Consider the following 12,647-nt stretch of genomic DNA (forward strand, 5'->3'; position numbering starts at 1 on the left):
CAACGATATGGGGTCGCCGAGGCGGCGCGCCATCCGCCTCCGCGGCGCGCCGGAGTGAACCTGTCCGCTACGCCCACTCCTCGCGGCCGATGGCGTACTCGACGGCGTGGAGGTCGTCGCCGGGCGCGAAGTACTCCGGGTCGGCGACGAAGTCCCGGACGTGCCGGAGCCCGATCGAGGCCATCGTCGCCTGGGACCCTTTGTTGGCGGCCGCGGTACGGGCGTAGACGCGGTCGAGCCCGACGTCGCGGAACCCGTGCCGGAGCATTTCGCGCGCGCCCTCCTTGCCGAATCCTTGACGCCAATGCCGGCGGTGCAGGCGGTACCCCAGTTCGGCCTGTCCCGCGGATTCCCCCGGCCGCAGGGACCAGAGACCGGCGAAACCGGCTTCGACGAACCCCGCCCAGCACCCGAGGCCGCGACCGGCGTACGCGAGGGTCTTTCGCAGCTCTTCCGCCGCCTGCTCGCGAGTCAGCACGCCGGCCAGATACCGCATCACTTCCGGGTCGGCGGAGAGTTCGACGAGGTGCTCGAGATGTCCGGCGGACAACGGGACCAGCCGGATGCGCTCAGTGCGCAAGATCGGTTGCGACATCAGGCGAACCCTCCCCAGCCCGGCGGACGACGGGAAGCAGTCTGACAGTCGCGCGGCCGGCCGTCAGCTCGTTTTCCGGCTGTCCTCGCAGGTGGCGGCGCTGCCGCTGGGGTCGGGTCTGCTGTGGTGCGGTCGCTGGGGTCGGGTTGGCTGTGGTGCTGCTGCTGGGGTCCGGTCTGCTGCGCTGTCGCTGGGGTCGGGCTGGACGCGGCGCTGCCACCGGGTTCGGGTTGGCTGCGGCGCTGTCGCCGGGGTCCGGTCTGCCGCCGTGCTGCCGCCGGGTCCCGCCCTCCTCTCCGGACCCGCGCCCCACCGTCCCCATCTCCCACTCCCGCACCGGTTTCGGCAACTTTCCGGACGCAGCCCTTCCGCACCCCGTTCATTCTATGTTAAGAAGCTTTACTAACTATTGGACGGAGGCACGACGTGAGCGCACCCACCCGCCCGGGGGACTCCTCGCCCCTTCCGCGGACCGGTCTCGAACGCCGGATCGGGCCGCTTCAGGCGACCGCGATCAACATGACGCAGATGTGCGGGATCGGCCCGTTCGTCACCATCCCGGCGATGGTCGCGACGATGGGCGGCCCGGAGGCGATGTTCGGCTGGATCATCGGCGCGATCATCGCCCTCGCCGACGGGCTCGTGTGGGCCGAACTGGGCGCGGCGCTGCCCGGGGCCGGCGGGACCTACATCTACCTGCGGGAGGCGTTCCAGTACCGCTCGGGCAGGCTGATGCCGTTCCTCTTCGCCTGGAGCGCGGTGCTGTTCATCCCGCTCATCATGTCCACCGGCATCATCGGGCTGGTCCAGTACCTCGGCTACCTGGTGCCCGGCGTGACCGACGCGGACGGCGTGACCCCGCTGGGCAAGGTCATCGGCATCGGCATCATCGTGCTGATCGTGCTCGCGCTGTTCCGCCGGATCGGCCAGATCAGCAAGCTCACCACCGCGCTGTTCCTCATCATGCTGTTCGCCGTCTTCGCGGTGATCATCGCGGCCTTCACGCACTTCGACGGGCACCAGGCGTTCGCCTTCACCCCAGGGGCTTTCAGCTGGGGCGGCTCGTTCTGGTCCGGCCTCGGCGCGGGCCTGGTCATCGCCGTCTACGACTACCTCGGCTACAACACCAGCGCGTACCTCGGCGGCGAGGTCCGGAACCCGGGCCGCACGCTCCCGCGCTCGATCATCTTCTCCATCCTCGGCATCATGACGCTCTACTTCCTGCTGCAGGTGGGCGTTCTCGGCTCGACGCCGCTGGAGGAACTCAAGAACGCGACGTCCGTGGCGTCGACGGTGCTGGAGCAGGCGTGGGGTTCGGCGACCGCGAAGATCGTCACCGTCTTCATCGTGATCGCCGCGGTCGGTTCGGTGTTCGCCGGTCTGCTCGGCGGGTCGCGGGTGCCGTTCGAAGCCGCGCGCGACAAGGTGTTCCTGCCGGTGTTCGGCAAACTGCACCCGAAGCTGAACCTCCCGACCGCGGGCGTGCTCGCGATGGGCCTGATCACCGCGATCGGTTCGCTGTTCACGCTGACCGACGTCATCAACGCGGCGGTCACCGTGCTGGTCATCATCCAGTCGCTCGCGCAGGTCGCGGCGATCGTCGTGCTGCGCCGCCGTCAGCCGAATCTCCGGCGGCCGTACCGGCAGGTGCTGTATCCGGTGCCGACGATCATCGCGCTCATCGGCTGGATTTACGTCTTCCATTCCGCTACGCCGTTGTCGAAGTGGCTGACGGCTGCCTGGATCGCCCTGGGCCTCATCGCCTTCGCTCTGTACGCCGCGAAGGAAAAGGTGTGGCCGTTCGGGCCCAAGGAAATCCGCGAGGCGTTCGCGTCCCAGACCGCGGGGGTGGAGTCGTGAGGAAGCCGCTGATCGCCGGGATCGCCGCGCTGGTCCTCGTTCCCGGCGTCGTGACGGCCACCGCTTCCGCGCAGCAGCCGGAAACGGAGGCGGCGCGTCCGCAGGGACCGTCGACGATCGGCCTCGGCGGCTGGCAGGTGCTGACGACCGCGCAGGTCAAGGACGACGGCACGGCGGTGTCGAAGCCGGGTTACCCGACCGGCGGATGGCTGAAGGTGAAGCCGGACGACGCGGGCGCGCCGGGCACCGAAATCAACGCGCTGGTGCAAAACGGCAAGTGCCCCAACGTGTTCTATTCGGACAACATGCGCAAGTGCTTCGGCTACCAGGCGAAGCGCGGACCGGTCGTGACGAAGCAGTTCATGGACCCGTGGTGGTTCCGCACCGATTTCGACCCCGGGTTCCGGCCGGGCAAGAACGCGAAGCTGACCATCCCGGGCGTCGTCGGCGAGGGCGACGTGTGGGTGAACGGCACGCTCGTCGCGGGCAAGGACGTGGTGAGCGGCGCGTACGCTGGCCACACCTTCGACGTCACGAAACTCCTGCGGCCGGGCAAGAACACGCTCGCGGTCAAGATGTACCCGAACGACCCGAACTCGATGTACACGCTCGACCAGGCCGACTGGGCACAGATCGTGCCGGACAACAACACCGGTCTGCAGTTCCCGCCCACGCTTCAGCTGTCGGACGCGCTGAGCGGCGACAACGCGCACGTGGTGCAGGACAACGCGGCCGATCTGTCGACGTCCTCGCTGACCGCGAAGGTCGACGTCACGAACGACTCGGCCGTGCCGCAGACCGGCGAGGTGACCGCGACAGTGACGCCGCCGGGCCGCGGCGCGCCGATCGTGGTGAAGCAGCGCGTGACGATTCCCGCGCATGCCAAGCAAACCGTGACGTTCACGCCGGCGAAGTTCCCGCAGTTGAAGATCGTGAAGCCTGAGGTGTGGTGGCCGTACTCGATGGGTGCACAGCCGTTGTACACCTTGGGTACGACAGTTTCGCAGGGCGGCGTGGTGTCGACGTCGTCGTCGGAGACGTTCGGGATCCGGACGGTGACGTCGAAGCTGGTCGGGAAGTCCCCGGCGTTGCCGGACGGCGCGCGGAAGTTCGCGGTCAACGGCCGCGATTTCGTGTTCCGCGGCGGCGGTTTCGCGCCGGATCTGTTCCTGCGCTACAACAAGGCCGACATCGCGCATCAGCTGGCGCTGATCAAGAACCTCGGCCTTTCCGGCGTCCGGCTCGAAGGCCACGACATGCCCGCGGACTTCTACGAGCAGGCCGACCGCGCCGGACTGCTGGTGCTCGGCGGATTCATGTGCTGTGACGCCTGGCAGCCGGAACATCCGGAGAAACTGACCGAGCGCGACTACCGGATCATGCACGACTCCGCGTACTCGATCGCGCAGGCCGAACGCAGCCACCCCAGCGTGATCACCTACGGCTGGAGCGACAACGCGCCGATCCCGAGCCAGGAAACCGAGACGCTGAGCGCGTTCAAGGCGGCCGACTGGGACGTGCCGGTGACCGCGTCGGCGGAGTACAAGAGCACCAAGACGCTCGGCCCGTCGGGGGAGAAGGAAGGCCCTTACGACTGGGTCCCGCCGACCTATTGGTACGACTCCTCGACCTTCGACAAGACCGACCCGAGCCGCACGAACGCGGGCGGCGCCTGGGGTTTCGCCAGCGAACAGAGCGCCGGGCACACGGTGCCGACGCTGGACTCGATCCGGCGGTTCCTTTCGCCGGAGGAGCAGGCGAAACTGTGGCAGGACCCGGCGTACAACCAGTACCACGCGAACTACGAATCCGGGCACGGCGGCTACAAGTTCGGCACGCTGTACACCCTGGACGAGTCGATCGCCCGCCGGTACGGCAAATGGGATTCGCTGGAGTCCTATGTGGAGTCCGCGCAGGTCGCGAACTACGAGAACACCCGTTCCCAGTTCGAGGCGTTCCTCGCGCACTCCAACGACCGGAAGAACCCGTCGACCGGCGTCGTGTACTGGCAGCTGAACAAGGGCTGGCCGACGCTGCTGTGGTCGCTGTACAACAACGACGGTGACCAGCCTGGCGCGTATTTCGGCGCGCAGAAGGCGAATAAGCCGCTGCACGCGCTGTACACCTACGACAACGGCACAGTCGCGCTGTCGAACCTGGGCGCTTCCCGGCAGAACGGGATTTCCGTGCAGTCCAAGGTGTACGACGCGGCGGGCAAGGTGCTCGACGACCAGACCGCTCCGGCGGTTTCGCTGGACAGCCAAGGCGTCGCGACCGGGTTGCTGAAGCCGAAGGTCCCGGCGGAGACGAAGGCACCCGCGAAGGCGCAGGCGTACTTCGTGGAGCTGCAGGTGCGCCAGGCGGGGAAGGTCGTGGACCGGAACGTCTACTGGATGTCCACGCAGAAGGACGTCGTCGACTGGGCGAAGACGCTGCAGAACCCGCAGGCGACGATGAGCCAGTACAGCGACCTGACCGCCCTGCGCGACCTGCCGAAGTCGCAGGTCGACGTCACCGCTTCGACCCGCCCGTCGCGAGGCCCGGACGGCACGGACACCGCGACGACGGTCACCGTCGCCAACACGTCGAAGACCTCCGCGGTCAGCTTCTTCCTGCGCGCGGACCTGCGCCGCTCTACGGACGGGTCGCAGCTGCCGGCCGCGACCTGGGACGACAACGACATCACGTTGTGGCCGGGCCAGTCGCAGACGCTGACCGTCCGCTACCGGGCCGCCGACCTGCACGGCGCGGCCCCGACCGTCAGCGTCGACGGGTTCAACACCGGCCGGGTCGTGGTGCCCGCCGGTCCGCACCGGGACAGCCACGGGGCTGTCCCGCCGGTCATCGAGGGGACCCGCGAGTGACATCGGAAGACCTGATCCTGGGCATCGACTTCGGCGGCACGAAGGTGGCGCTGGGCCTGTCCGACCGGACCGGCACGCTGCTGGCGACCCGCCGCCTGGACACCGACGCCGAGGCAGGCGCCGAACAAGTGGTCACCCGGGCGCTCGCAGCCGCCGCCGAGCTGGTCGCCGATTCCCGGATCACCGCGATCGGCGTGGTCAGCCCGGGAATCGTGCTCCCGGACCGCATCCTGCTGGCCCCGAACGTGCCCGGCTGGGAAAAACTCCACCTCGCCGAACTGGTGTCGGCAGCGTTCCCGGACGTCCCCGTCGCAGTCGGCACCGACGCCAAAGCCGCGGCACTGGCGGAATGGACCTGGGGAACTTTGCAGGGCGCCGACCCCGCGGTCTTCCTGTCCCTCGGCACCGGAATAGCCGCCGCAGTCCTGGTCGGCGGCCGCCTGCTGACCGGCGCGAACGGAGCAGCCGGGGAGATCGGGTACAACCTGCGGACCCCGCAAGACACCGACGGATTCGCCGGCGGAGCGGCCCCGCTGGAAGAAGCCGTGGGAGGCCGATGGCTGGGCACGCGCGCGACGGAGCTGCTCGGCCGCCCGGTGACGGCGGGGGAGTTGTTCGCGCTGGCCAGGGAGAACACGGAAGCGAAGGAACTGGTCGCTTCGGCGCTGGACGAGCTTTCGATGCACGTGGCCAACCTGGCGATCGCGTTCGACCCCGCGCGGATCGCCGTGGGCGGCGGGTTGGTGCGGTCGGCTGATGTGTTGTTGCCTGCGCTGAGAGAACGCCTGGCGGCGGCCGTGCCGTTCCCACCGGAGCTGGTGGCCGCGCGGTTCGACCAGGACGCTTCGTTGCTGGGCGCGGTGGCGGTGGCTTTGGGGAGTGAGACTCCGTGACCGGCGGGGTTGAGCTGTCGCTCTGCCGGTCACGGGCACCACGTTGTTCGGCGGGATTGTGCGGCTGGCGTCCGGATTTCCGCGACGCTCGACTCACGTCGCGTGAGCTGGCCCCGGACCGATTCCGGCCCTGACCGCGTCGCCCGCTAACCGTCCACAAAGGACTCCATCGCTGGCGGTATAAGCGACCTATACCCGTATGATCGTTCCTCACAGCCCCGCAGACCTGCTCCCGCCGCCGTCCGGGGCCCTCCGACGATCAGCTCGGGCACGTCGGGCCAGTCGCACCTCGAACGCGTCCGCGGTGCCAGATCCGTCCGTACCCCCTGCATTCATCCGGTCCGGATCGTGCCGCCCGAGCGGTGTCTCGCGTTGGCACGGCACTGCGGGCACTCGATGCGGTTGTCGTTTCCTCTTGCCACCGCGCAGTCGCGGTCGGCTGTCGCGGTTCTTCATGCCGTGCGGTTGCTCGCCGTGCGGCTTGTCAGTGGGTCGTACTTGATTCGCTTCCCTTTGCGGTGTCTCGCGGTTGGCACGGCACGGCGGGCACTCGATGCGGGTGTCGTTTCCTCTTGCCACCGCGCAGTCGCGGTCGACTGTCGCAGTTCTTCATGCTGTGCGGTTGCTCGCCGTGCGGCTTGTCGGTGGGTGGTACTTGGTTCGCTTCCTTTGCGGTGTCTCGCGGCTCTTCGTGTTGTGCGGTCGTTTGTGGTGCGGCTTGTCGGCGCACTTGTTTCGCTTCCCTCGCAGCGTGTCGCGGTCCTGTGTCCTGCACGATCGCTCGTCGTGGGGCTGGTCGGGCGAGTCGCGCCGGATCCAGTCTCGCGCTTCCTGCCGCGGCGTCTCGCGGTTGGCGCTCCCGATTCCTCATGCTGTATCCGCTTGCTCGCCGCGCAGCCTGTCGGCCCGCCGCGCCAGATCCGGTCTCGCGCCTCCCTCCGCCACGCTCCCCGCCGCCTCCTTCCTGCCCGGACCAGCCCGCTGACCTGCCCCAGCGCCCGCTAGATCCGACCTGGCAGCACCGCGCACCGATCTGGCGCCCAAGAAGTGTGGACGAGGAGCTGCGGGTAGCCGTGCTCGTCGCCAGCACCCGGGAAGGCCGGGTCGGCGGCGAGATCGGGCGATGGTTCGTCGAGCGGGCCGCCGGGCGCGGCGGGCTGGTGCTCGACGTGCTCGACCTCGCGACGTTCGCGATCCCGGCCCGGCTGCCCGCCGAGCCGACGGCCGCCATGGCCGGGTTCGCGAGGCGGATCGCGGTGGCCGAGGCGTATGTCGTGGTCACGCCCGAGTACAACCGCAGCTTCCCGGCGTCGCTGAAGCAGGCGATCGACTGCGCGTACGAGGAGTGGCGGGCCAAACCGGTCGGCTTCGTCTCTTACGGATACCGCGCGGGCGGCCGGTACGCAGTGGAGCACCTCCGGGATGTCTTCACCGAACTGCACACGGCTCCGGTGCGGGATTCGGTGTGTCTCGACTTGCTCGAGCACGAATGCGGCGACCCGAGCGCGGGTCCGCACGGAGAATCCGCAGGCCATGCGGTCTCTGCTCTACTGGACGAACTGGTCTGGTGGGGTCTGGCACTGCGCGACGGCCGGCGTGCGCGGCCGTATCGCGGATGACTCACTGAGGGGAAGGAACAGCACATGACCAACGCAGCCGGGCAACCGGCGATCGAGACTTCGGGGCTCGTCAAAGTATTCGGCGAGACCCGCGCGGTCGACGGCGTTGACCTGGTGGTGCCCGCCGGAACGGTGTACGGCGTCCTCGGGCCCAACGGCGCGGGCAAAACCACCACCGTCCGGATGCTCGCCACACTGTCCCGCCCGGACGGCGGCGAAGTGCGGGTCTTCGGCCACGACGTGGTGCGCGAGGCCGACACCGTGCGCAGCCGGGTGAGCCTCACCGGCCAGTACGCGTCGGTCGACGAAGACCTGACCGGACAAGAGAACCTGGTGCTGCTGGGCCGGTTGCTGGGGCACCGGAGCGGGCCCGCGCGGGACCGGGCGGCGCAGCTGCTCGCGGCGTTCGGGCTCACCGACGCCGCGCGGCGGCAGGTGAAGAACTACTCCGGCGGCATGCGGCGAAGGCTCGACATCGCCGCGAGCATCCTCAACACGCCGGACCTGCTGTTCCTCGACGAGCCGACCACCGGCCTCGACCCGCGCAGCCGCAACCAGGTGTGGGACATCGTCCGCGCGATCGTCGCGCAGGGCACCACCGTCCTGCTCACCACGCAGTACCTCGACGAGGCCGACCAGCTGGCGTCGCGGATCGCGGTCATCGACCACGGCCGCGTCATCGCCGAGGGTACGAAGGGCGAGCTGAAAGCGTCGGTCGGGGTCGGCGCGGTCCACTTGCGCCTGCGGGAGGCCGACCAGCGCGCCACCGCCGCCGAACTTCTGGAACGCGCTTTGTCCGCCGTCGTGCAGCTGGATCACGACCCGGTCGCGCTCACCGCCCGGCTGTCGTCGGACGCGCAGGAGCCCGCCGCCGACCGGGCGTCGCGCGCCCTCGCGGAACTCGCGAAGGCAGGCATCACCGTCGACACGTTCTCCCTCGGCCAGCCCAGCCTCGACGAGGTTTTCCTGGCCCTCACCGCTCGCACAGCCACCGAGGAGGCGGCGTGACCACCGTCAAGGAACCCGATCTCGACCTCGCGGCCCCGAAACCGGAAGACCTGGCCGCGGTCCTGCTCGCCACCGAACGGCCGCCGCGGCCGAGCGCGCTGTCCGCGTCGTTCTCGTTCGGCTGGCGGGCGGTGCTGAAGATCAAGCACGTGCCGGAGCAGCTGTTCGACGTCACCGCGTTCCCGATCATGATGACGTTGATGTTCACCTACCTCTTCGGCGGCGCGCTGGCCGGTTCGCCCACGCAGTACCTGCAGTTCTTCCTGCCGGGCATCCTCGCGTCGAGCGTCGTGATGATCACGATGTACACCGGGGTCTCGGTGAACACGGACATCGAGAAGGGCGTCTTCGACCGCTTCCGCACGCTCCCGATCTGGCGGCCCGCCCCGATGGTCGGCTATCTCCTCGGCGACGTGCTGCGCTATCTGATCGCGTCCGTGGTGATCATGGTCGTCGGCCTGATCCTCGGCTTCCGCCCGGACGGCGGGCTAGGCGGCGTGGCCGCGGGAGTCCTGCTGCTGCTCGTGTTCTCGTTCGGCCTGTCGTGGGTGTGGACGATGTTCGGGCTGCTGCTGCGGTCCGAGAAATCGGTGATGGGCGTCAGCATGATGGTGATCATGCCGCTGACGTTCCTCAGCAACATCTACGTCGACCCGTCCACCATGCCCGGCTGGCTCCAAGGCCTCGTCTCGGCCAACCCGATCAGCCACCTGGTGACCGCGGTGCGCTCGATGATGTCCGGAGCCTGGGACGGAGGTGCCATCAGCTGGACGCTGATCGCGGCGGTCGCGCTGACCGCGGTCTTCGGGACGCTGACCATGCGGCTGTACAACCGGAAGTGACCCGACGCGGGCGGCCGTCCAGCGTCGGACGGCCTCCCGCTTCAGGTCGCGGGGCAGAGCACATAGGAGAACCGGCGGACCGCGGGCACCCACTGCTGGAACCGGGAAAGCGTGTCGACGCGCAGGGTGGCCGACACGTGGGCGAGACCGCGGTGCAGCTGACGCCAGTCCCGCAGTTCCTTGTCGTCGAGCGCGCCGGCGACCGGGTTCTGCCAGGTGTCTCCGTGGCGTCGCGGGGCGCAGTCGGCGACGAAGCTCGCCCAGGTGGCGTCCGGTGAACGGTGCATGAGACCGCCGGTGATCGACCGATCCGGATCGGGCCGGGTGTCCAGCGCCTTCTCGAGCACCCGGCCCGGTGCGGTGAGCAGGCCGAGCAGCGCCACGACAGCTTGGTAGTCGCCGGGTTCGGTCTCGTTGCCGAGGAAACGGGACGCCTCGGAGAGGTCACGGGTCGCGCGCAGCATCCGGTACAGGTTGAACAGCCGTTTCGCCTCGCGCGGGGTGCTGATCAGCAAGTCCAGTTCGGACAGCAGGTCGATCTCCGCCGGCGTGAGCGGACGCGGCGGATCCGCGGCCCGCTCCGGACGGCTCTGACTGTCCACTTCGGACCCTTCCTCGATGCCGGGGGCCAGGTCGAAGGAAGTCCGGGCCGGAGCCGGGATGCGCTGCGTTCGCGGCTGGTCCTCTCCCGCGGGCTCCAGCAGGCGGTCGTCGGTGAGCGACCGCAGCAGCTGGCGCAGGCTCCCCTCCGACATGGCGGGCAGCACGAGCGGCAGGTTGATGATCTTCGCGAGATAGTCCTCCGGCGACGCGAGCCTGCCGTCGCCGGGGGAGTCGCCGAGCATCCCGGAGTAGTGGCTGGACAACGAGCGGGTCAGCCACCGCGGGTCGACGCCGACCACCACCACGAACAGTTCCAGGGCGAGCAGCAGGTGCACCGCCTCCAGCACCTCGACGACCTGACGCGGGCTGCAGCGGTCGAGGTCGTCGATGTACAGCACGATCCGGTCGATCGGGGTGCCGCCCGAGCCGGGATGCGCCCGCCAGTCGGCCATGAGGTCGACCAGCTGCTCGAAATCCTTGCGGATCGTCGAGATCAGGCCGAGGTCGCGCCGGTAGGAATCGCCGTGCGCGCGGTCGGCCAGGAACGCGTACAGATTGCGGCCCGGCGTCAGCTCGGTCAGCTGCCTGCCGAGTTCGCCGACCCGCGCCACCACCTCTTCCAGCTGCGCCTCGGCGACCCGCTGGTCGGTCTCCGTTTTCCGGATCGCCTCGAGCAGCCGGGCGACCTTGGGCTCGACCGTCCGGCTCGCCGCCCTGTCGATGCCGTGCCGGAGGTCTTCGCCGAGTTCGCGCAGCTCCCGGATCCCCGAACGGGCCCGGCTCAGCAACGCGATCCCGGTGCCCGCCATCGCGGCGAACCCGACCCCGGCCCCCGCCAGCCATTCCCGCGCCACCGGCACGGTCGCGGCGGCGAAGAACCCGACGATCAGGATGACCGCGGCCGCGATCAGCGCCGCTTTGCCCCAGCGGCCCTTCGGCGATCTGCGCAGCGCCTCGGCCTCGGACAACGTGCCGCGCAGCTGCTCGGCCAGCAGCGCCCCCTGCTCGGCCTCGTCCTGAATCCCGAGGTGCCGCCACACTTCCCGGCTGCCGGCCAGCGCCCGGATCAGCACTTTCGCGGTGTCTTTTCGATTGCGCGCGGCCTGGTCGACATCCGCCTGGAGCTTCGCGGCGGTCGCCTGCGCCTGACGCTTCGCGTCCTCTAGTTCGGTGACCTGGTCGAGCCGTTTGGCCAGTTCCTCGCGCAACTGCACCCGCCGCTGCTGCGCGTTCGGCCCGGGACCGGCGAGCTGTCGGAAGATCTCGTCGCCGAGGCTGGCCCACAGATTGCGGTCCGCGTAGTGCCACGCGTTGAACCCGATCTGGACGATCTCGCCGCAGTAGGCCGGATTCCCCGAGCCCGCGAGCCGGTCGATCTCGTTCCGCATCAGCCCCATGAAGTAGCTCTTGCCGGACCCCCATTCGCCGAACACCCCGACCGACAACGGCGGCAGCGTGTTCCGGTCGGCGATCACCGTCGCCAGCATCGACACGTAAGGCGAGACACCGAGCCGGTCGCGGTCGAGCGGGATGCCGAGCGTCGGATCGACCAGGTCGTTCGAGACGCCGCCGGCCAGCTCGACCGAGGAGAACCTCGTGACCGCCGCCGCTTTCCAGGCCGCGCGGATCGCGTCTTCCGCCTCCTCGGAGGTGCAGACGAAGACCAGGCGGCGCAGCCCGCTGGTTTCCTGGAGCGCCTTGACCGCCGCCGGAATCGCTACCGCGGCGACTTCGGCCTCGTCGAACCCGAGATCGCCGGTGCCCAGCAGCGGCAACCCGAACGAGCCCGAATTCGTGCTCGCCGCGAGACGGATCCCGGCGTCCGTGGCCGTGGCGATGGCAGGCAAGGTCGGCGGACCGGAGCCGCCGCCTTCATGCGGCGTCACGAGCACGGCGAACTGCAGCGAGTCCCGGTCGTCGGTGCGGAAGCGCAGCACGAGCGGCCGTTCCGGGACGATCGCCTCGTAGTCGACCGAATCCCAGCCCGCGTCCGGAAACCGCTCGCTCACGGCGCGGCCGAGACTGCCGAGAATGCCGCCGACGGACACTGCGATGGCGTCGATCCCGGCCGTCCACGGACGGTGCGTGCGCACCAGACGGCACGAGGTCCCGCCCACCGAACCGAGATAGCTGGAATCACCCGTGCCTGGGTAACCGGAATCGCTGCGTTGCGGTGTCCCTGCCATAGCGGCCTGCGGCCTCCAGCACCTCGGGGTCGACGCGGACGGCCAGCCTAGCCAACAACCTCGCCGCGCCGCTCGGACCGCGCGATTTCGCCTGGCTGCGGTTTCGGGTGCGTGGTGCTGCGGGCTGCAGGGGCAGTCTCTGGTCGCGGCGACCTCGCGGTGGCCCGCCGCTTCGCT

General features: G+C 69.4%; 8 protein-coding genes. 6 read left to right on the plus strand and 2 right to left on the minus strand.

Features of this window, described 5'->3' with window-relative positions:
* Positions 1-67 precede the first annotated feature (67 nt).
* Positions 68-595, minus strand: coding sequence for a GNAT family N-acetyltransferase (locus RPX00_RS28905; RefSeq protein ID WP_406630044.1), 528 nt, complete (start codon positions 593-595; stop codon positions 68-70).
* Positions 596-1,021: 426 nt separating this feature from the next.
* Between RPX00_RS28905 and RPX00_RS28910 the strand changes: the two genes are divergently transcribed.
* From RPX00_RS28910 to RPX00_RS28935, 6 genes are all read left to right on the plus strand, one after another.
* Complete coding sequence (locus tag RPX00_RS28910) at positions 1,022-2,455, plus strand: APC family permease (RefSeq protein ID WP_406630046.1); 1,434 nt, start codon at positions 1,022-1,024, stop codon at positions 2,453-2,455.
* A complete protein-coding gene (locus RPX00_RS28915) occupies positions 2,452-5,319 on the plus strand; it encodes a glycosyl hydrolase 2 galactose-binding domain-containing protein (protein ID WP_406630048.1) in 2,868 nt (955 codons plus the stop codon). The genes RPX00_RS28910 and RPX00_RS28915 overlap by 4 nt, the downstream gene beginning before the upstream one ends.
* Complete coding sequence (locus RPX00_RS28920; RefSeq protein ID WP_406630050.1) at positions 5,316-6,212, plus strand: ROK family protein; 897 nt, start codon at positions 5,316-5,318, stop codon at positions 6,210-6,212. Before RPX00_RS28915 ends, RPX00_RS28920 begins: the two co-directional genes overlap by 4 nt.
* Before the next feature lie 1,049 nt (positions 6,213-7,261).
* The gene (locus RPX00_RS28925) at positions 7,262-7,831 is read left to right on the plus strand and encodes an NADPH-dependent FMN reductase (RefSeq protein WP_406630052.1); all 570 of its coding nucleotides are present in this window, start codon (positions 7,262-7,264) and stop codon (positions 7,829-7,831) included.
* 24 nt (positions 7,832-7,855) lie between these two features.
* Entirely contained in the window at positions 7,856-8,839 is a 984-nt protein-coding gene (locus RPX00_RS28930) for an ATP-binding cassette domain-containing protein (RefSeq protein WP_406630054.1), read from the plus strand.
* Complete coding sequence (locus tag RPX00_RS28935; protein WP_406630056.1) at positions 8,836-9,681, plus strand: ABC transporter permease; 846 nt, start codon at positions 8,836-8,838, stop codon at positions 9,679-9,681. The genes RPX00_RS28930 and RPX00_RS28935 overlap by 4 nt, the downstream gene beginning before the upstream one ends.
* A gap of 41 nt (positions 9,682-9,722) precedes the next feature.
* Here the strand turns inward: RPX00_RS28935 and RPX00_RS28940 are convergent, their stop codons facing one another.
* Positions 9,723-12,401 carry a P-loop NTPase fold protein gene (locus tag RPX00_RS28940; RefSeq protein ID WP_406630058.1) on the minus strand — a complete coding sequence of 893 codons (2,679 nt, stop codon included), beginning with the start codon at positions 12,399-12,401 and terminating at the stop codon, positions 9,723-9,725.
* Between the last annotated feature and the right edge of the window lie 246 nt (positions 12,402-12,647).

This window comes from Amycolatopsis sp. WGS_07, from assembly GCF_045278895.1.
Classification (GTDB): domain Bacteria; phylum Actinomycetota; class Actinomycetes; order Mycobacteriales; family Pseudonocardiaceae; genus Amycolatopsis.